The following is a 20,964-nucleotide window of genomic DNA, read 5'->3' as shown; positions in this document are numbered from 1 at the left end:
CAGCAGCGCGGCGGAACCGCTGCAGTTACACGGCAACGGCGTCTGACGGGAGCCCCATTGAGATTGCGGTTCCAAGTGCTTGGACCAGTGCGCGGATGGCGCGACAACGTCGATATCGAACTTGGGCCGCCGCAGCAACGCACCGTGCTGGCAACACTTGTCGCCGCCGCCGGCCGACCCGTCGCTTCCTCCGCCCTCGAAGACGTCCTGTGGGCCGGAGCACCGCCGTCCGCCGCTGCCGCCACCGTTCAGCAGTACATCAGCCGCCTGCGCCGGCTGCTGGAGCCGGAACACCCACCCCGGAATCCCGCCGGCCTCATCCGCCGCGTTTCCGGGGGATACGCGCTCGCCACCGACGACACGGACGCGGATCTTCTGCGCTGGCGGGAACTCGTCGCCCAGGCGCGGCGACCGGCAGAACCGGCCGACGAGGAAGCGGCCGACAACGCGTACGCGGAAGCCTTCGCCCTGTGGTCCGGACCTGCCGCGTCCGACCTTCCGCCGGAGGTCCGCGGGCATCCGGTCTTCGCCGCGCTGGATCGCGAACACGTCACGGTGCTGTCCGAGGCGGCCGACCTGGCCCTCGGCACCGGGCGTGTCGAGGTGCTCGTCGAGGCGCTGGATCGCGCGTCCACGTGGTATCCGCTCGATGAAGGGCTCCACGCGCGCCTGCTGCGTGCTCTTGCCGCGGCCGGCCGGCGTGCCGAGGCGCTGCGGCGTTTCCGGCGGTTCCGTGACCTGCTCGTCCGCGAGCTGGGGATCGAGCCTGGCCCGCAGATGCGGCTGGCCCATCAGGCCCTGCTGATCGAGCCGGAGGTTCAGCCGCTGCCCACACCGGCCGCAAGCACTGCGGCGGTTGTGCCCCGTCCGGCCCAGCTCCCGGCCGACTTGCGATCGTTCAGCGGTCGAGACGCCGAACTCGCTCGGCTCGAGAGCCTCGCCGAGGACGCGATGCCTCTCGTGGTGGTCGCCGGGCTCGGCGGTGTCGGCAAGACCTGCCTGGCGGTGCGATGGGCGCACGGCGCGTTGGACCTCTATCCGGACGGTCAGCTGTACCTGGATCTGCGTGGCTTCTCGTCCCGGAACTCGCCCCTGGAACCGGCGGAGGCCCTGCGCCACTTCCTGGAAGCGCTGGGCGTGCAGCGGTCCCATCAACCATCGACGCTGGAGGACCTGGCCGTTCTCTACCGCACCGCGCTCACCGGGAAACGCGTCCTGGTGGTGCTCGACAACGCACGCGACGAAGACCAGGTACGCCCGCTGCTGCCCACCGCTCTGGGCTGCACGGTCGTCGTCACCAGCCGGAGCTACCTGGGCGGGCTGGCGGTCGAGGACGGCGCACGGCTGATCAAGCTGGGCGTCTTCTCCGAAACGGACGCCCACCGCTACCTGCGGTCGCGACTGGGCAAGGATCGATTGGACGCCGAGCCCGAGGCCGCCGCGGAAATCATCGAGGTGTGCGGCGGCCTTCCGCTGGCGTTGGCGATCTGCGCGGCCTGGGTGGAGCGCAGTCCGGCCTTCACGCTCAGCGCGGTCGCGGCCGAAATCCGGCGACGCGCCGGGCTGGACGCCTTCACCGGCGTCACCAGCGGGCGGGACGTGCGAGCGGTCTTCGCCTCGTCCTACCGGCAGCTCTCGCCGGGCGCCGCCGAGCTCTTCCGCCGGCTCGGCCGGCATCCAGGTACCGACGTCGCGCTGAGTACGGCGGTCAGCGTCGCGGGACGCAGCCGGGCAGAGACGCTGGACCTGCTCGCCGAACTGTGCAACGCGCAGCTGCTGAACGAGCACCGCCCCGGCCGCTACGGGGCGCACGACCTGGTCCGGGCGTACGCGGCTGAGCTGGGCGACGCCGCCGAGCGTCAGGAGACCGCCCGCCGGACGGTCGAGCATTACGCGTACTCGCTGATCGCGGCGGCGAAGATGGTCGCTCCGTACCGGGTGACGGCCGACGCCGGCCAGCCGGGTCCGGTCGTGACGCCCTGGCTGCCGGCAGACAAGAAGGACGCGCTGGCCTGGTTCGCCGAGGAGCACGAAAACGTGCGGGCGGTGCTGGACCTCGCCGAGCAGGAGGGCTTTGACGAGTGCGTCATGCTCTTCGGCTGGGGCTTGAACGGATTCCAGACAAACCCCTACGACCCCGGCAACGGCTTGGTCGGCTGGGACGAGGCGATATCCGCCAGCAGCCGATCTCTCGCCGCAGCGCAGCGGCTGGGCGCCACCTGGTGGCGGGGCTACCTCCACACCGGTCTGGGACGCGGCTACGCCAAACTCGGCGAGCACAATGAGGCGTACCAGCATTTCAAGATGGCGGCCGAGGTAGGCCGCATGTCCGGCAACCCGCTGCGTACGGCGAGCGGCTTGCTGGGGATGGCGGGTGCGCTGGTCGACCGCCATGCTTGGCCCACCGGCGAAGACATCGAGCTTGCCGCGGAGCTGGCCGGCGAGGTCAGGACCCTGTCCGAGGAGATGGCCCGCGCCGCCGAGCCCGGAAGCCGCGATCCCGAAGCCACCCGTGTTCACGAGTTTCTCGGCGCCTGCCGCGAGTTCTCGGCGCTTCTGCTGTTCCACCGCACGGGCGACGTCGCGGCAGCAGTTGCGGAGCTAGGCCGCGGCATCGACACCTACCGCGACTACGACAGTCTCGGGGGCGAGCAGCACCTGTTGATCGTGACGGCTCGTCTGTACGAACAGGCTGGTGACGGCGCACATGCTGTCGAGGCGTACGAACGTGCGCTGGCGGTGACGCCGGAGTTGGCGTACGACAGCGCCGACGGCGTGGTATCCCTGGCCGTCTGCCAGGCTCGGTTCGGAGACCACGAAGCCGCGGCTCGGACCGCCGCTCGGGCCCGTCAGCTCCTGGACGGCGTCTACGACGCGTTCGCCGAACGGCAGCGCGCCCGGTTGGACGCGCTCGCACTGGACCTGGACCGACCACCGGCCGACTGACACCCCCACCTCCAAGCAACGCGGGCATCGCTCTCGTGGGGTTTTACGGCTCGGAGGGCCGGCTGATTCACCGCGGCTTGATGATCGCCAGACGGCATCGGCGACGGGCGGCGGCTAACACAGAGTTCGCGGATTTGTCACCTACCGGACGACCGGCTGGGCTCGTCCGTCCGGGCGTACCCGAGAAGCGAGAAGGAGTGGATCCCAGCGCGAGGGCAGCGATGCCCGTGAGGGTCCGACTAGCCTGGGCACGAGACCAGTAGCAGGTCAAAGGAGCGGAGCGGGTGCTGGACAGCTTGTGGTTCACCCTGCTGGGCCCGGTTCGGGTGTGGGACGGCGAGCGGGAACTCGATCTCGGGGCGCCACAACAGCGGGCGGTGCTGGCGGTCCTGCTCGCTCACGCCGGACAGCCGGTGCGGATCGCCGAGATCGTCGACAGCTTGTGGTGGCAGGACCCGCCGGATTCGGCCGTGAACACGGTCCATCGAAGCATCGGGTACCTCCGCCGGGCGCTGGAGCCGCAGCTGGCCCCGCGGGAGCCGGGTAGCTGGCTCACGCGCGCGGGTGGTGGCTACCGGCTGCGGGCGGACGCCGAGACTTCTGATCTGCTGCGGTTTCGCCGCCTGGTCGAGCAGGCGCACGGGCAGGACGGCGACCCGGTTGCCCGCTTCGCGGAAGCCTTGAGGTTGTGGCGCGGCACGGCCGCCGAAGGTGTGAGCGCGGACGTCCGGGAGAGGCCGGTCTTCACGGCGATCGACCGCGAATATGTCATGGCGGCCCGGGAGGCCGCGGACGCGACGCTTCCTGGACGCCCTGATGCCACGCTCCTCTCGCTGGTGGAGCTCGCGGCGGATCGAGCCGTCCTCGATGAGCCGCTGCAGGCGCGGGTAGTCCGCCTGCTGGCCGAGTCGGGCCGGCAGACCGATGCGCTGGAGCGGTTCGACAAGGTGCGGGCCAAACTGCGCGACGAACTCGGGCTGAATCCCGGTGGCGAGCTGGTGGGTGCGCGGGACGCGGTGCTACGGCCACCCGCCGCCACGGCGGGCCTGTCACGCCCGCTGCCCCGACCGGCGCAGCTTCCGATAGGCCTCCCCGTCTTCGTCGGCCGGGCGGCCGAGATCGCGACCGTTCAGGCCCGCATGCAGAACGGCCCGTTCGTGGTCATCACCGCGATCGGCGGAATGGCGGGAATCGGCAAGACCTCGCTCGCGCTGCACCTCGCTCACCAGGTCGCCACGCAGTTCCCCGACGGCCAGCTGTACGCCGATCTGCGCGGATTCGGCCCCGGCGACGTGGCGGTCCATCCCAGTGACATCCTGCGGTCGTTCTTGGAGGCGCTCGGAGTCGCCCCGGCCACCATTCCGCAGGATCTGGACGCGCAGGCCGCCCTGTTCCGGAGCAAAGTGGCCGGTCGACGATTCCTTCTGCTGCTCGACAATGCCCGGGACACGGAGCAGGTGCGCCCGCTGCTGCCCGGGACGGCGACCAGCATGGTCATCGTCACCAGCCGCGATCGGCTGGCGGGGCTGGTTGTTTCCCAGGGAGCCTGGCCGGTCGTGCTCGCGGCCATGCCGGACAACGAGTCCCGCCGCTTGCTCTCGGTACGCCTCGACGACGAGCGGATGCGGGCCGAATCTGCGGCGGTTGACGAGATCCTCGCGGCCTGCGCCGGTCTTCCGCTCGGCGTGACCATCGTGGCAGCCCACGCCGCGACCCATCCCGACGTGCGGCTGGGCGAGATCAGTGCCGGACTGCGCGACGCCACCCGGCGGCTGGACACGCTGTCCGCAGGCGACCCGCAGGCCGACATCCGCGCCGTGTTCTCCTGGTCCTACCGGCAGCTGGCGTCCGCGCCGGCCCGGATGTTCCGGCTGCTGGGACTGCATCCGGCGCCCGACATCTCCGCCGACGCCGCGGCCAGCCTGGCAGGTGCCACGCCGGGCGCGGCACGGGAGTTTCTCGCCGATCTGGTCGCTGCCGGACTCGTCACCGAACAGCCCGGGGACCGCTACGCGATGCATGACCTACTGCGGTCGTACGCGGCAGAGGTCGCCGAGCAGATCGATTCGGAGCAGCTGAGGCGACAGGCGGTTGCCAGGCTTCTCGATCATTACGCGCAGACGGCGTACGCGGCTGACCGTCTGGTGAGTCCCTATCGGAAGCCGCCGCCGATCGAGGCGCCGCTCGAAGGTGTGACACCGACCGATCTGACCGCGCGCGGTGGTGCCGTCGACTGGTGCAGGAATGAGCAACGTGTTCTGCGGGCGGCTATCGCCTTGGCGGAGGCTCACGGTTTCGACGCACGTGTCTGGCAGCTCGGCTGGGCTCTGGCCGATGTCCGGCGGGCCCGCACCGGTTGGCTCGACGAGATCGACATTCAATCCGCGGTGGTGCGATCAGTCCAACGGCTGGGCGACCTCGCCGCCGAGGCATTCGCCCGGCGCGTGCGGGCGTACCCGCTGATCCTGTTGAGCCGGTTCGACGAGGCCGTCGAAGATCTGGACACCGCTCTCGGCATCCACCGGCGGCTCGGGGATCTGATCGGTGAGGGCCGTGTGCACATGTCGCTGGGGATGGCGTACGACCAGCGTCAGCGCCACCAGGAAGCTTTGTCGCACGCCGAACGCGCGGCGGAGCTGTTCCGCGGGGATCCGGGTGAGCGGCTGTCCCTGGCCAACGCGTTGAGCGCCGCCGGATGGGAGCACGCCCAGCTCGGCGACTACGAACGTGCACGGGATCTGTGCCGGCAGGTGCTGCCGGTCTTCGAGGAGCTGGGCGACCGCAATAATCAGTCGTCGACCTGGGACAGCCTGGGCTTCGCGCTGCAAAAGCTGGGGCAGAACGAGGATGCGCTCGACTGCTTCAGCCGGTCGCTCGAGATCGCCCGGGAGGTCGGAGAACGGTACGGTGAGGCGACGGCGTTGACCCATCGGGCCGACGCGTACGCCGCCCTGAACGATCTGCCGTCAGCGCGTCGATCGTGGCAGCAGGCGCTTGCGATCTTGGAGGACCTCGATCATCACGACGCGGAGGCCGTCCGGCGGAAGCTTGCTTCGCCGGAGCCCTGACGAGGCGACTCGCGCCAAGTTTTTCTCCACAAGCGGGGGCTTACGTTCTTCCCAGCTCGAGGTGGCTCGGCCACCTCATCTCAGGGGAGGACCGTCATGGGCACTCGTGCTGCTGCCACCACCGTCTTCGCGTACGCACACGTGCCGAGCCGGCCCGGCGGCACGGACCCGGTCCGGCGCGACCGCATGGCAGACGGCTGATCCCGAACCACACAGCCCCGCCCCACCATCGGCCGCACCGATTGGAGGGGCGGGACTTCTTCAGTTGAAGGAGCCTCCCGCTTCCACTGCGGGAGGCTCCCTGTCGTGGCGGCCTGCTCGCAGAGCCGTACCGCCCGGTCGAGTTCTGCCGCACGGGCTTGCAGCAGCCTCAGCTTTCAGTGCCACCACTTCTGGTTGCCGTTGCCGGTGCACTCCCACACCTGCGCCGGCACACCGTTGCCGGGCTTGCCGTCGGTCACGTCGACGCACTTGACGACCTGGAGATTGACCAGGTCGTAGGAGGTGTTGTAGTCGAACTGCTGGGCGAGTTCGCCGGTGCAGTCGCCGGTGCCCAGACGAGCGCCGTCGGTGGTGCCCTCGATCTGCACGCACCGCCCGAGCACCCGCAGGGTGCGGTCGGCTCGCAGGTCGAACTTCTGCGCGCCCCGGCCGTCGCAACGCCACAACTCGATCGCCCCGGTTGCGGTGTTCAACTGCAGGCAGGTCGCGGTCTGCATGCCCTTGAACTGACGGCCGACGGCCGGGCCGAGCGGCGAAGCCGTGGGCCGGCTCGACGGCGCGGCCGACGTCGCCGGGCGTCCCGGCACCTTGGGAGGCGCCGTCGCCGGGCCTCCCGGCACCTTGGGAGTCGCCGTCGGGTCGGGAGAGGCGGTGGCGGACGAGAGAACCAACAGATCTGACGACGACGGCGTCGGTTCCACCACGACGATCTCCGTGCCCGTCGAAGGCTCGTCGGCGGTCCTCGCCGGTGTCTTTCCGCCGGCCAGATCACTGGCCATGGCGGGCAGTACGGCGACCGCGGCGATCACCAGCGTCCCACCGACCGCGGCCCACAACCGCTGCCGCCGCGGCCGCCTCAGCTTGACCACCACGGCGGTCGCGGTTCCTCTTACGACAGAGCCGCCTTCGCCGGGGCTCGGCTCGCTGTCGGCCTCGCTTTCCTTCTCCCCCGGCTCCGTCGGCTCGGCCGCTCCCACCGGTTCCGGCTCCACACCCTCGGCAGCGGCTCGCAGCAGCCGTTCGGCGGTCGCGGCGTCGGCACGCTCGGCCGGGTCCCGGGTCAGCAGCGCGTCCAGCACCGGACCCATCACTCCGGCTCGCTGCGCCGGCCGTGGCGGCTCGGTGGCCAGGGCCGCCAGAGTCGCCACCGGCGTCGACTTCTCATACGGCGGCTGGCCCTCCACCGCGGCGTACAGCGTCGCGCCGAGCGACCACAGGTCACTGGCCGGGCTGGTGTTCTCGTCCAGCGCACGTTCCGGCGCGAGGTACGACGGGGAACCCAGCAGGATTCCGGAACGCGTGATGCCCGAGTCCCCGCTCGCGGTCGCGAGCCCGAAGTCGGTGAGCACGATCCGGCCGCCCGTCGCCAGCAACACGTTGGCGGGCTTGACGTCGCGATGCAACACTCCCGCCTCGTGCGCCGCCCGCAACCCGGCGAGCACGCTCAGCCCGACCCGCGCCACCTCCCGCGGTGGCACGGGGCCGTCGTCCCGGATCACTTCGAACAGCGACCGGGACTCGACCTGTTCCATCACGATCCACGGCGAACCGCTGTCGGTGACGACGTCGAAGATGCCGACGACATTGGGATGCCCGATCCGGGCGATCGACCGGGCCTCACGGATCGCGCGCTGGCGCGACTCCTCCATCTCGTCCCGGCTCAGCCCGCGCTCCAGCACGACTTCTTTGAGTGCCACGTCCCGGCCGAGCAACTCGTCGCGCGCGGCCCACACCCGGCCCATGCCACCCTCGCCGAGGGTACGCACCAAGCGGTAACGACTCGCGATCACGACGGCATCGGTATCGGCCACGGCCCACAACGTTACCGGCAACCGGCTCCGGCCGACCCTCGCCAAATGCTTGTCCAGCAGGCGTCGATCGGATGTTGACGACTCCGTGCCGACGTCTTCGGCCGCCGATCAGCGGCGCGCGCCCGGTACGTCGGAGGCCGCGCCGCGCACGTTCCGTCCCACATCGTGACACGGAGTGATTACATTCACGCTCCTCAGTGCGATCGGCGCAATCGTCAGCCAACAGCACAGAGCGGCCCGAAGCAACCTTCGGGCCGCTCTGGTGGAGGGAGTGAGAATCAGGCTCGCGGGCCGGTGACGCCCGCGAGCACTACACCGTGGCCAAAGCCGCCTGGAACATCGCCGCCCAGCAGATGACCGTCCACCTCGAGACCGCCCGCTCCACCCTGCTCAACATCTCCGACAACTACGGCACCACCGAACAGCGCGCCCGCCAGATCTGGGAAGACAGCTGCGGCTAGCCCCCGGCACTGTCTGAGGCCTACGGCCTCAGCGCTGCGAGCTTTGCCCGCACCGCGCCGGCCGTCGGCAGCCCCAGATCCTCCTTTATGGATAGAGCCTGCTCGTACGCCGTGCGCGCCCGCGCCGAGCCGCCGGTGGCCGCGTAGATGTCACCCAGACTCTCCAGCACCTGAGCCACCAGGTCACGATCGTCGGACCGGTGGCACAGCTCGATCGCGTGGTTGTACGCCTCCTCCGCTTCGGCGTACTTGCCGAGCTGGAACCGGGTGTGGCCGATGCTGTGCCACGTGGCGGCCTCGCCCGCCGGGTCGAGCAGGTCTTGATAGGCGGCGAGGGCCCGTTCACAGGCCGCCAACGCCGCCTCGTGGTCGCCGTTCTCCGTGTGCACCCAGCCCTTGGCGCTGAGCGCACGCGCTTGGCCACGCTGGTTCCCTGCCTCGACATACATCAAGACGCACTCGTCGAGCAGCAGGAGGGACCGGGCCCAGGCCCCCTGCAAGTACAGGATGCGGGCCATCGTCATCATCGTCGCCGCCTGGGCGGTGAGGTCACCGTGCTCGGCCTCCAGGAGCCGAGAACGCTCCAGTTCCTTGATGGCGTCGTCGAACCTGCCCAGTTTCGCCAGCGCCGTGGCAAGCCCGTCCCGGAGGCGCTTCTCGTCCAGGGGATCGGCGCCGGACCCCATGCTGTCGATGCCGAGCTGGAGCAGGGAGGCGGCGACGGCCAACGGCGCGCTGCTGAGGAAGTGGCGTACCAGAAGCAGGTTCAACCCCACCGCGTACGCGTGGTCGCCGGCGGAGGTCGCCCGCCGGATCGCGGCGTACAGGGTCTGCTGTTCCGCGGCGATCCAGGCGGTCGCGGCCGCCGACGACGCGAACTGTTCCGGCGTCACCCCGGTCCGGGGCGGCGACGACGTGGTGAGCGGGGGTTGGACGAGCAGCGCCTCGGCCGCGTCCAGCGACTGGTAGTAGTGGTCGAGCACACGTCGCCGGGCTTCGGCCGCTTCGGCGGCGTCGATCAGCTCACCGGCGTACGCGCGGACCAGGTCGTGCTGGGTGTATCGGCCGTAGCTGCCCTCGCCGACGAGCCCGGACAGCGTCAGCTCGCTGACGAGCGGGGCGACTTCGTCCCTGGTCAGCCCGCACAGGCTCGCCGCCGCAGCCACAGTGATGTCCGTGCCGGGTATCTGCGACATGAGCCGGAACAGCCGTGCCGCGTCGGCGGAGAGGATCTGGTACGACCATGAGAAGACGGTCCGGGCGTTGCTGGCCGGATCGAACCCGGTGAGGTCGGCCAGCCCGGCGGCGGCGCGCAGGTCGTCGGCGACCGCGGCGAGGGACAAGGGTCTGTGGCTGAGCGCCCGCGCCGCCACGATCGCCAGAGCCAGCGGCAGTCCCCGGCAACGGTCGACGATGGCGTCGACGGCGTGCGGCTCCCGATCCACTGCCGGCGCGCCCAGTCGTGTGGTGAGGAAGTCGCGGGACTGCGCCGGCGTCAGAACGTCGAGTCGCAGCGGGTGCGCCCCGTCCCGGGCCACGAGGCCGCGCAACGGATTGCGGCTGGTGACGATGACCAGGCAACCGGGCGTACCCGGAAGAAGCCCACGGACATGTTCCTCGTCCCGCGCGTTGTCCAGGAGGATGAGCATCCGGCGGTCGGCGATGGTGCTGCGATAGAGCGCGGCGAGTGCGTCGAGGCTGCTCGGCATGGCCTGGCGTCGGACGCCGAGTGCCTCCAGGAATCCGGTGATCGCCTCGGTGGCGGACATGACCTCCTCGGCCTGGCCGAAGCCGCGCAAGTTGACGTAGAGCTGGCCGTCGGGATAGCGAGCGGCCTCGGAGTGCGCCCAGCGGATGGCGAGGGTGGTCTTGCCGACCCCGGCCATCCCGCCGATCGCAGTGATCACGACGGTGGGGGCCGGCCCGTCGGCCGGGGCGAGCGCCAGGGCCGCAGCCATCTCGGCGTCCCGTCCGACGAAGGTCGGCAAGTCGGCGGGCAGCTGCCGTGGACGGCTGCCCGCCGTCGGCGGCTCCGGTTCGGAGCCCACCGTCTCGGACCGCACGACGTGCTCGTACGCCGCCCGCAACTCGACGCCGGGGCTCACGCCCAACTCGTCGGCCAGCCGTTCGCGTACCCGGGCATAGGTTGTTATCGCGTCGGCCTGGAGCCCCGTGGCCGCGAGCAGGCGGACGAGTCGGGCCGCGAGGGCCTCGTCGAGCGGGTGTTCCGCGGCGAGCCGGCGGATGGGCGCGAGGAGCTGCCGGGCTTCGCCGTGGGCGACCGCGGTATCGGCGGCCTCACGGGCGACGGCGAGAATCTCGTGTTCCAGCGCGACGAACACTGGATGGCCGAGCAGACCCGGTTCGAGCCCGCTGCCGCACGGACCGAGCCGGAGGCGCAGGGCCTGCGAGAACAGCGTCACCGCTTCGGGGGCGGGCGCGGTACGCGCCTGGTCGGCGAGCGCCCGAAGGCGCAGCAGATCGAGGCTGCCGGCGGTGGCGGCGAGCTGATATCCCGCCGAGGACCGGCTGAGCCATTGGCCGGGGTCACGGGGCGACAGGGTCGGCTCCAGCGCCCTCCGCAGCAGCCCGATGCTGCGGTGGACCGCGTTGACGGCGGACAGCGGCGGCTCCTCGTGCCACAGGGCGTCGATGAACTGCGCCATGGTCACCGGCTGTCCCGCGTACGCCATGAGCAGCGCCAGCACCGCGCGTTGTTGTGGCGCTCCGAGATCGATCTCGTCGTCGCCCCGCCAAGCGCGCACCGGACCGAGAAGCGAGAACCGGACGGCGTCGTTGGACATGAGTCATGAAATCACCGTGCATGTCCGGTGGACATCAGCCATGAGTATGGCGGCTTGCCCACGACAAACCGAACCCATGTCGGCGGCCAGAGCAGCCCTCCGGGTACGGCCGAAGCTTCAGCCCTGTGCGAAGAGTCCGCGAACCTGCGTCGCCGAGCCTTCTGATCGAACGTCAAGCATTGTTGATGCAGCTGTCATCAACGCCGAGGTGCCGGTGGAACCGTTCCACCGGCACCCGGGCGGGTGATCGCTACGGTTGGCCGGTCAACACCACGTGCAGAATCCACGGCCCGTAGTACGCCAGGTCGGTGAAGACGATGACCGCATCGCCGCACGCGGTCCCCGCGCCCCGGCTGACGGTTCCCAGCGCCAGCCAGATGTGCGGCGAAAGCTCCTGCAGAGCAGGCCCGCCGCTGTCGCCGAGACAGATACCGTGTCCGCCGTGGCTGTCGACGCACAACTCCCCGGCGGTGATGCCTGCGGCGGCGCACTCCGAGTTCGGCAGGATGAACGTGTTGTCCTCCTGCAGAATCGTGGGATAGGGGCCGCTGGCGTCGGGCGTTGTCTTGCCCCAGCCGATGATGCGGACGGCGGGCGGCGAGCCGCTCGGCCGCGCGATGATGAACGGGATCGTGGTCACCGGGGCGCTCAGGCGCAACATCGCCAGATCGGACGCGGGCTGGCCGGTGCCACCGTTGAACCAGTTCCAGTCCGGATGGGGGATCACCTGGGCGACGGATACCAGCGTCCCGCCGACGGTACGGTCCGTTGAGCCGAACCGTACCCGGAACGTGTCGGGATCCTTGGCTGTCCCGTCGGGGTAGTTGGTGACGCAGTGCGCTCCAGTGACGGCGTACAGCGGGTGCACGAGGGTGGCGCCGCAGGCGTGGTCGAAGCCACCCCCGGACTGGAGCTCCTGCAGCGAGCCCATGGCCGGATAGTTCGTAGTGGCGTCGTGGCCGGCGATGATGGCAGATGCGGGCGAGGCGCCGGCGAGCAGCGACAGGGCCATAACCCCGATGGCCAGACCAACGCGCGCGATGCGTCTGCTTGCCATGTTCACTTCCCTTCAAGGTATCGTTGGCTACGCGATGCGCTCGGCGAAGTGACGCACCGCGATATCGATGACGTCCGGCGGTACCGCATCGTTCATCGATCTTGAGCACTTTCCGTGCCGCCTCTCCGGTGTCCCTGCGGGAGACGTCCTTCGCGGCATCCCGCCGCTGTCCGACCGCACAGACTTGTGCCGTCTCCTACGACGTGCAGCCGCCGGCCGAGTCGGCAGCCTGCCGGATGGCCGTCGGCTGTGAGCTCGGACGTGGACAGCGGGCTCAGGCCCGCGCCGCCAGCCAGGCGCGCCAGCCGCCGTGGGCGGTGATGTCCTCACCGGCGGCCGCTGCGTCCGCGGCGCACCCGAACCCGACCACCCAGCGGCCGTCGTCGAGCTCGACCGGCCGAGGTTCATCGGCGCGGGAAGCGCCGTCAGGAACCTGCCCAGCGCACCGACGGAGAGTGCCCAGAGCTCTCCGTCGACGGAGACGCCGTCGCCGCCGACGCGGGTGAGCCCCGGCTTGGGTGGCGTGGTGTCGAGCGCGGCGAGCGAGTACGCCGGGGCCGTCCGTGCCGGTCCGAGCCACCGCGCCCCGAGCGAGCGCAGCTCCTGCTCGAGCGGCTGCCCCACGAGGTGGGCGCCGACGACGATCAGCTCGACGGCCTCCACTCCCCCGTCGATGATCGTGGCGGGCCACGGGAGCGGCCGCTCCGGCAGCGGGGCCACGCCGCCGGCGTACTCCTGCGGAGGCGGCGTGAGCAGCATGACCCGGCGTGCCAGGTCCAGCGCCACGGCATCGTGGAACGCCCGCGCGACCACGGTGACCCCGAACTGGGCCACTCCGGCCGGCCCCTCGTCGACCGTGCCCGACGGCACCGCGACCGCGCACAGGTCGAAGAGGTTGCAGAAGTTGGTGTAGGTGCCGACCCGGGAGTTGGCGGCCACCGGCTCGGCGACGACCTCGGCGACGGTCGGCTGGAAGGGCGCGGTCGGGACCAGCAGCGCGTCGAACCCGTCGAGGAGACCGAGGCACTCGGTGCGCAACACTCGAGGCGGGCCAGGTCGCGCACCAGGGTGGAGCCGCTGACCTCACCCGCCCGCGAGATGATCCCGCCGACCGCCGGGTCGACCAGCTCGGGGTGGGCGTCGACGAACGCGCCGACCGCGACGTGCCGCTCCGCGACCAGCCCGCCGTCGTAGAGCAGCCGGGCCGCTGCCAGGAACGAGGCAAAGGGGATCGCGTCCACGACGCACCCGTCCGAGCGGAGCCGGTCGGCCGCCGCCCGGAATGCCTCAGCCCAGCCGGGAGCCATCGCGGGCAGCTCGCCGAGGACCGCGACCCGAGCCGCGGCCGGCACGGCGAGCGGGGCGTCGGCGGGCCAGCGACGCGTGCCGGGGCCACCTGCCATCGCCGCCATCGCGGCGTCGGCGGTGTCCAGGTCACGGGCGAAGATCGTCACCGCGTCCCAGGACCGGCAGGCGGGGACGACGCCCTCCACCGACACCACGCCGAGCGTCGGCTTGATGCCGACAATCCCCTGGAAGGCGGCCGGCACCCGGCCGGACCCAGCGGTGTCGGTGCCGATGGCGATGTCGGCGGCGCCCAGGGCCACGGCGACCGCTGAGCCGGAGCTCGACCCGCCGGACACGTGCGTCGCGCGGCAGGCGTCGCGGACACCGCCGTAGGGGCTGCGCTGACCGACGAGCCCGGTGGCGAACTGGTCGAGGTTGGTCACACCGACCACGGTGGCGCCGGCGGCGCGGAGCCGGGCGACCGCCACGGCGTCGCTACCCGCGGGCCCGGTGGCGTACGCCGGGCATGCGGCCGTTGTGGGGAAGCCGGCCACGTCGACGTTGTTCTTCACCGCGAGCCGGAGACCGGCCAGGGGCCCGGAGGACGCGGAGAGCTCCGCCTCCACCTCAGCCGCGTCGCGGCGGACGATGAAGGCCTCGGGGCGGGCGCTCACGAGGCCCGTCCCAGCACGACGAGGGCGTCGCCTGGCGCGACCTGCGCTCCCGGGCTCGCGGGCACGGCGGTGACGACGCCGGCGGACGGCGCGGCGACGTACGTCTCCATCTTCATGGCCTCCAGTGCCACCAGGGTCTGCCCTTCCTCCACGACGTCGCCCACGGCGACCTCCACCTTCCACACGTTGGCGACGAACGGCGCGTCCACGCGGGCGCCACCCTCGGGCACGACCACGTCCGCCGCGCTCGCCACCTCGACTGCGGCCGCGGCCTCGGCCCAATCGAACTCCCCGGCCTCCTCCCAGGCCCGGCGCTCCGCGTCGAACGCGGACGCCTGCGTCGCCCGGAAGGCGGCGATCGGCTCGGCGTTGTCGCGCAGGAACCGCTCGTGTTCGGCGAGCGAGAAGGTGCCCTCGGTGACGTCGAGGCCGGTGCGGCCGGCGGCGAGGTCGGCGCGCAGGTCGAGGAGCTCCTGGGGCTCGACGGGGTACCAGCTGATCCGGTCGAAGAACCGCAGCAGCCACGGGTCCTCCCCCGGAGCCGGATGCGTGCGCCACACCTGGGTGGTGCGTCCGACGAACTGGTACCCGCCCGGGCCCTCCATGCCGTAGATGCACAGATAGGCGCCGCCGATGCCCACGGAGTTCTCCGCCGTCCAGGTGCGGACGGGGTTGTACTTCGTCGTCACGAGCCGGTGCCGCGGGTCGAGCGGGGTGGCCACCGGCGCGCCGAGGTAGACGTCCCCGAGGCCGAGGACGAGGTACTCGGCGTCGTACACGGTGCGGTACACGTCGTCGACGGAGGCCAGACCGTTGATCCGCCGGATGAACTCGATGTTCCAGGGACACCAGGGCGCGTCGTCCCGCACGCCGGCCATGTAGCGGGCGATCGCCTCCCGTGTCGCCGGGTCGTCCCAGCTCAGCGGCAGGCGCACCTGCCGGCTCGGGACCACCAGGTCGGTGGTGGCGGGCAGGCACCCCTCGGCCTCGACCAGCAGGTCGAGCAGCGCCGGCAGCGGCAGCACGTCAGGGTCCACATGCACCTGCAGCGACCGGATGCCGGGCGTCAGGTCGAGGACCCCGGGCAGGCCCCGCCCGGCCAGCGCCGTGTGGAGTGCGTGTACCCGGGCCCGCAGGGCGAGGTCGAGCACGATGTCGCCGTACTCCACGAGGACGGCGTCGTCGCCCTGGCGGCGGTAGGTGACCGCAGGGTCGCCGTCGAGCCGGCGCAGCACGCCGTCGTCCCCGTCTCCGCCGGGGAAGTACGCCGGCAGGTCCAGCAGCCGCGGCGAGGCGGCGGCCTCGCCGCGCACCGGCACGAACGCGACGGTATCGCCCGGCCGGAGCTGACCCAGCTTCCAACGGTCGGCGGACACCACGGTGACGGGGCAGACAAAGCCGCCGAGGCTGGGACCGTCGGGCCCCAGGAGGATCGGGGTGTCGCCGGTGAAGTCCAAGGCTCCGACGGAGTACGCCGTGTCGTGGATGTTCGAGGGGTGCAGTCCGGCCTCCCCGCCGTCACGGCGGGCCCACGTGGGCCTGGGGCCCACGAGCCGGACACCGGTGCGGGCGGAGTTGAAGTGCACCTCGTAGCGGCTGGCATAGAGCTGCTCGACGTCGGCGCGGGTAAAGAACTCCGGCGCCGCGTGCGCAGACGTCCGAGGGACCGTGAAGGGCTACCTGACCAGCATCTTCACCCGCCCTGTTTGGGGGCCGTCAGCGGAACTGGCGGAAGAATTCCCGCACGTCACCGACCAGAAGGTCGGGTGCTTCCATGGCGGCGAAGTGCCCGCCGCGGTCGAACTCGGACCAGTGCACCACGTTGTGGTCACGTTCGGCGAGGGGCCGGATGGTGATGTCGTTGGGGAACACCGCCACCCCCGTCGGTACCCCTGAACGTGGCTTGGCCTGGCCCCAGGTGCGGGCGTCTTCGTAGTAGATGCGGGCGGCGGATCCGGCTGTGCTGGTCAGCCAGTAGACCGAGACGTCGGTGAGGATCAGGTCGCGGTCGACAGCGTCGTCGGGTAGGGCGGCGTTCGGATCGGTCCATTCCTTGAACTTCTCGACGATCCACGCCAGTTGGCCGACCGGTGAATCGGTGAGGGCGAAGGAGATCGTCTGCGGCCGGGTCGACTGGACGATGGCATACCCGCTCATGTCCCGGCCCCAGGTCGTCATGAGCGCGAGGCGGGCCTGGTCGGCCTCGGTGAGGCCGACCAGCTCGGCCGGATCGCCGGAGGGGAAGGTGCCCAGGTTGTTGACGTGCACGCCGATCACGTGATCGGGGTCGATGCGGCCGAGTTCGGGGGAGACGATCGCTCCGGTGTCGCCGCCTTGGGCGCCGTAGCGGTGGTAGCCGAGACGTTTCATCAGCTCGGCCCAGGCGTTGGCCACTCGGCTGGTGTGCCAGCCTGGGCCGGCGAGCGGGCTGGAAAAGCCGAAGCCGGGCAGTGACGGGGCCACGACGTGGAAGGCGTCGGCGGGATCACCGCCGTGTCGGGCGGGATCGGTCAACGGTCCGATGATCTTCATGAACTCCACGACCGATCCGGGCCAGCCGTGGGTGATGACGAGCGGCAGTGCGTCCGGCTCGGGCGAACGCACATGCAGGAAGTGCACGTTCTGTCCGTCGATGACGGTGGTGAACTGGGGAAATTCGTTCAGCTGTGCCTCGTGGGCGCGCCAGTCGTACTTGGTCTGCCAGTAGTCGGCCAGGTCTTTCAGGTAGTCCAGCGGCACCCCGGCCTCCCAGCCGACGCCGGGCAGCTCGTCCGGCCAACGGGTGTGGGCGAGCCGGTGACGCAGGTCGTCGAGGCGGTCCTGGGGAATCTCGATCCGGAACGGGGTGATCTGTTCGCTCATGAGCATCACGCTACGAGGCAGCTAGGGCAGGTTCGGTCCTAACTTCCTGGCAGACTTGCGGCATGTTGGAAACCTCCGCCCGGCTGCTGCGCCTGCTCTCGCTGCTGCAAACCCCGCGCGATTGGACCGGCGCCGATCTGGCGCAACGCCTAGAGGTCGACGTGCGGACCGTGCGCCGCGACATCCAGAAACTGCGCGACCTCGGCTACCCGGTGCACGCCACCCCCGGCGCCGCCGGCTACCGGCTCGGCGCCGGAACGAAGCTCCCGCCGCTGCTGCTCGACGACGAGGAGGCCGTCGCCGTCGCCATCGGCCTGCGTACCGCTGCCAGCGGCACGGTCACCGGCATCGAGGAAACCTCGCTACGCGCACTGGCCAAGCTCGAACAGGTACTGCCGTCGCGCGTACGGCACCGTGTCAACTTGCTGCACTCGGTCACCGTCACGGTCCCCACCACCGGCCCCACCGTGGACCCGGACGTGCTGACCGTCCTCGCTGCCGCCTGCCGCGAGCAGCAGCGGCTCCGCTTCGACTACCAACGCCACGACGGCGCTAACTCGCTACGCGACACCGAACCGCACCGGCTGGTCCACACCGGCCGACGCTGGTACCTGGTCGGCTGGGACACCGACCGGCGCGACTGGCGCACCTACCGGGTCGACCGGATCCGCCCCCGCATCCCCACCGGCCCCCGCTTCACCCCCCGACCGGCACCCGACGTCGACCTCGCCGATTACCTCACCCGCGGGGTCTCCACCGCGCCCTACCGCTACCAGGCCCGGATCACCCTGCACGCGCCAGCAGAGGCCGCCGCCGAACGCATCCCACCCACCGTCGGTGTCATCGAAGCCGTCGACCCGCACACCTGCCTCCTGCACACCGGATCCAACTCCCTCGACGAAATCGCCATCTACGTCACATCGTTCGGCTTCCGCTTCCAGATCCACCAACCACCCGAACTCGTCACACACATCCGACACCTCACCGCCCGACTCGCCGAGGCCGTGACCAACGACCCGGTACGCGACGACGAGTTTCGCCGTGACAGGGCGACCGAGACGGAAACGGCCCCGAACCTCGACCACGTTGTCAGACCGCCATAGCGGCTTTTCGTCGGCGAGACGAGCGGATCGGGCCGGACAGGTCGCCACGCGTGACGGCTGCGGCCACGATGCGTTCGGCGGGGCGGCGGCACATCCGCAGGACCGGCGCGGTCACGCCCTGCTCGGCGGCCAGGTGCTCGATCAATGCGTCGCCGAAGCGAGTCGCGCTGATCAGATCGGCGGCCTTGGCGGTGATCAGGCCGGCGGCGGCTGCCCGGCCGAGCAGAGGCCCGGGTGCCCGACGGCCTCATGTCGACTCGGGCGAGATCGGCGACGCCGCCAAAATGGGGCTTGACCTTGTCCCTGGGGCAGGGTTCGAGGATCGATGACATGAACGAGATCGCACACATCAGCAAGCGGGCAGCCGACTTCTGCGAGGCTACCAAGGTTCCCGGATTCCTCGCCGGCATCTACCACGCGGGAGAGCAGGCCGTCGTCGCTCACGGTGTGGCGAACCTCGCCACCGGAGCACCTATGGGCGAGGACACCAGTTTCCTGTTCGGGTCCATCACCAAGATCATGACGACGACGCTGGTGCTCCAGCAGGTCGAGCGGGGCGCTCTCCACCTCGACGCGCCGGTCGTCGACTACCTGCCGGAGTTCCGGCTGGCCGCGCCCGGCACGGCCGAGAAGATCCGCGTCCGCCACCTCGTCACCCACACCAGCGGCATCGACGCCGACCTGTTCTTCCCGGACGCGGTCGGCCGCGACGCCCTCAAGATCTACCTGGAGCGGCTCGGCCGCGAGTGCGGCGTTCTCTTCGAGCCGGGCGAGTACGTCAGCTACTCCAACGGCGGCATGATCGTCGCCGGCCGGCTGCTGGAGGTGGTGACCGGGCGGCCATACCACGAACTGCTCGAGCGTGACGTCTTCGCGGCCGCCGGGATGACCGGCGCCTGCACCTCCGCCGAGCGGGCCATCCTGCGCTCCACCGCAATCGGGCACTTCCCCGATCCGACCACCGGTGACATCCGGCCGACCGGCATGTTCATGCTGCCGCAGACGTGGGGGCCGGCCGGCAGCACGCCGATTGGCACCATCGAGGACCTGCTCGGCTTCGGGCGGGTCCATCTCGGCGACGGCATGGTGCCGTCGGGCACGCGGGTGCTGTCGGCGAGGTCGGTCGCGCGTATGCAGTCGGTCATGTACGACCCGGGTACGCCGAACACCTCGCCCGTCGGCCTCGGCTGGCTGGTGCGGTCACTCGGCGGCACGACGGTGCTGACCATGTCCGGGGCCTCGCCTGGTGGAGTGGCGGTGCTGGTCGTCATGCCGGAGCACGACCTGGTGTTCGCCGCGTACGGCAACGATTCGCGGGCGCTTGCGCTGCACGACGAGCTGCTGCTCTGGCTCGCCGGGCTGTTCGGCACGGTGGAGACGCCGGCCTACGCGCCGGAGGCAGTCGATCTTCAGCCGTACGCGGGGACGTACCGCTCGAACCAGCTCCGGGTCGACGTGCGCGTTGTGGATGGCGGATTGGAGGAGCAGGTGACCTACGAGCCAGCGGACGAGGTGCAGGAGCGGATCTTCACCGGCTTCGTTGGTGGCTCGTTCACGGCGCCGCCGCTGCGTTACGTGCCGATCGGGAAGGATCTCTTCGCCCCGGCTGGAATCCCGTTGGAGGGGCTGCCGTCGCAGTACCTGGTGTCCTACCACGGCGGGGCGGCGTACCGGTGCGCCGGCGGTCGGATGACCCGGCGCTCGTCCGTCTGACACGATGCGGTTCATGAGCGACGAGCTGGCCGACGGGCGGCACCTGTTGACCATCGGCCAGCTCGCCGACTACGCGGGCGTGACAATCAAGGCGGTGCGCGTCTACCACGACCGGGGCCTGCTGCCCGAGCCGCCACGCGACTCGTCCGGTTACCGACGCTACGGCGCCGAGCAGGCGATCCAGCTCGTCAAGATCAGGACACTGGTCCAGGCCGGGGTGCCGCTGGCCCGGATCAAGGAGCTGCTCGGGGCCGGCCCGGAGCGGTTCACCGCGGCGCTCGACGAGATCGACCGCAACCTACGGAGGCGAGCCGAGGAGATCCTCCGGACCCGGCAGCGGATCGCCCAGCTCCACAGCGGGGACCGGCTGTTCGTCTCGGCAGAGGTCACCGGCTATCTGGAGCGGCTGCGCCAGATAGGGGTCAGCGAGCGCAGCGTACTACTCGAGCGCGAACTGTGGATCCTGCTGCAGTCGGTGGCGCCGGAGCTGGCGGCGGCATGGATCGCCGACAAACTGGCGGCCATCGCCGATCCCGAGTTCCGCGCGCTGTATCTCGACTACGACGGCGCCTTCGACTGGTCACCGGACGATCCGCGCCTGCCCGCGCTGGCCGAACGGACCCGGCGATGGTACGCCGGACAGGACGGCAGCACCGACGCCGGGCCGCCGCCCAACCCGACAATCACCCGGCTGGCCGGCGTGGCGGCCGGCGCTTCCTCACCGGCCTGGGCACGGATCGCCGAACTGGCGAAGGAAGTCCCTTGAATCCGGCACCAGGACATGGGTCACGATAGCCCCCGGAATGCCTCCCATCAGCCGGCGAGGCCGCCGAGGCCCACCGTCCACGACTCACGGCACAATTGACATTCTCTCCGTCCTAAAGGACGGAGATTCCCTCCACGCTGCGTGTGGAACACACGGCGTCTGGGTGGATTACCGTTTCGCCGCGCGGTGC

At 70.7% G+C, this 20,964-nt stretch carries 12 protein-coding genes and 2 pseudogenes; 6 read left to right on the top strand and 8 right to left on the bottom strand.

Annotated elements, in window-relative coordinates; all coding sequences use genetic code 11:
• Positions 1-75 precede the first annotated feature (75 nt).
• Positions 76-2,946 carry a BTAD domain-containing putative transcriptional regulator gene (locus tag ABZ807_RS25710; protein ID WP_357162993.1) on the top strand — a complete coding sequence of 957 codons (2,871 nt, stop codon included), beginning with the start codon at positions 76-78 and terminating at the stop codon, positions 2,944-2,946.
• A 284-nt stretch (positions 2,947-3,230) separates the two neighbouring features.
• Positions 3,231-6,014 (top strand): tetratricopeptide repeat protein, encoded by a 2,784-nt coding sequence (locus tag ABZ807_RS25705; RefSeq protein WP_357162990.1) that lies wholly within the window; start codon positions 3,231-3,233, stop codon positions 6,012-6,014.
• Between the two features lie 377 nt (positions 6,015-6,391).
• On the opposite strand, the gene ABZ807_RS25700 is transcribed toward ABZ807_RS25705, so the two are convergent.
• Positions 6,392-8,026: a protein kinase gene (locus ABZ807_RS25700; RefSeq protein WP_357162987.1), complete on the bottom strand. Its 1,635-nt coding sequence runs from the start codon at positions 8,024-8,026 to the stop codon at positions 6,392-6,394.
• 314 nt (positions 8,027-8,340) lie between these two features.
• Between ABZ807_RS25700 and ABZ807_RS25695 the strand changes: the two are divergent.
• Positions 8,341-8,508 (top strand): annotated as a pseudogene (locus tag ABZ807_RS25695) (WXG100 family type VII secretion target); the annotation flags it as partial.
• A 20-nt stretch (positions 8,509-8,528) separates the two neighbouring features.
• Here the strand turns inward: ABZ807_RS25695 and ABZ807_RS25690 are convergent.
• From ABZ807_RS25690 to ABZ807_RS25665, 6 genes and pseudogenes are all read right to left on the bottom strand, one after another.
• Complete coding sequence (locus ABZ807_RS25690) at positions 8,529-11,312, bottom strand: BTAD domain-containing putative transcriptional regulator (RefSeq protein WP_357162984.1); 2,784 nt, start codon at positions 11,310-11,312, stop codon at positions 8,529-8,531.
• Between the two features lie 250 nt (positions 11,313-11,562).
• Positions 11,563-12,369 (bottom strand): serine protease, encoded by an 807-nt coding sequence (locus ABZ807_RS25685; RefSeq protein WP_357162981.1) that lies wholly within the window; start codon positions 12,367-12,369, stop codon positions 11,563-11,565.
• Between the two features lie 644 nt (positions 12,370-13,013).
• Positions 13,014-14,330 carry an amidase family protein gene (locus ABZ807_RS25680; protein ID WP_357162978.1) on the bottom strand — a complete coding sequence of 439 codons (1,317 nt, stop codon included), beginning with the start codon at positions 14,328-14,330 and terminating at the stop codon, positions 13,014-13,016.
• Entirely contained in the window at positions 14,327-14,560 is a 234-nt protein-coding gene (locus ABZ807_RS25675; RefSeq protein WP_357163020.1) for a biotin/lipoyl-containing protein, read from the bottom strand. The genes ABZ807_RS25680 and ABZ807_RS25675 overlap by 4 nt, the downstream gene beginning before the upstream one ends.
• A 327-nt stretch (positions 14,561-14,887) precedes the next feature.
• A pseudogene (locus ABZ807_RS25670) lies at positions 14,888-15,955 on the bottom strand (carboxyltransferase domain-containing protein); the annotation flags it as partial.
• Between the two features lie 91 nt (positions 15,956-16,046).
• Positions 16,047-17,180: an epoxide hydrolase family protein gene (locus ABZ807_RS25665; RefSeq protein ID WP_357163017.1), complete on the bottom strand. Its 1,134-nt coding sequence runs from the start codon at positions 17,178-17,180 to the stop codon at positions 16,047-16,049.
• 74 nt (positions 17,181-17,254) lie between these two features.
• Here ABZ807_RS25665 and ABZ807_RS25660 point away from each other — a divergent pair, with 74 nt between their 5' ends.
• Positions 17,255-18,295 (top strand): YafY family protein, encoded by a 1,041-nt coding sequence (locus ABZ807_RS25660; RefSeq protein ID WP_357162975.1) that lies wholly within the window; start codon positions 17,255-17,257, stop codon positions 18,293-18,295.
• Here ABZ807_RS25660 and ABZ807_RS25655 read toward each other — a convergent pair.
• A complete protein-coding gene (locus tag ABZ807_RS25655; RefSeq protein WP_357162972.1) occupies positions 18,282-18,440 on the bottom strand; it encodes a hypothetical protein in 159 nt (52 codons plus the stop codon). The genes ABZ807_RS25660 and ABZ807_RS25655 overlap by 14 nt on opposite strands.
• A gap of 185 nt (positions 18,441-18,625) precedes the next feature.
• Between ABZ807_RS25655 and ABZ807_RS25650 the strand changes: the two genes are divergently transcribed.
• Both ABZ807_RS25650 and ABZ807_RS25645 read left to right on the top strand, forming a co-directional pair.
• Positions 18,626-20,008: a serine hydrolase domain-containing protein gene (locus tag ABZ807_RS25650; protein ID WP_357162969.1), complete on the top strand. Its 1,383-nt coding sequence runs from the start codon at positions 18,626-18,628 to the stop codon at positions 20,006-20,008.
• A gap of 13 nt (positions 20,009-20,021) precedes the next feature.
• Positions 20,022-20,774 carry a MerR family transcriptional regulator gene (locus ABZ807_RS25645; RefSeq protein ID WP_357162966.1) on the top strand — a complete coding sequence of 251 codons (753 nt, stop codon included), beginning with the start codon at positions 20,022-20,024 and terminating at the stop codon, positions 20,772-20,774.
• Positions 20,775-20,964 lie beyond the last annotated feature (190 nt).

It is taken from the genome of Micromonospora sp. NPDC047548 (assembly GCF_040642975.1).
In the GTDB taxonomy this organism is placed as follows: domain Bacteria; phylum Actinomycetota; class Actinomycetes; order Mycobacteriales; family Micromonosporaceae; genus Micromonospora.
The sequence above is the reverse complement of the archived record's forward strand: the minus strand, read 5'-3'. Positions and strand labels throughout refer to the sequence as shown.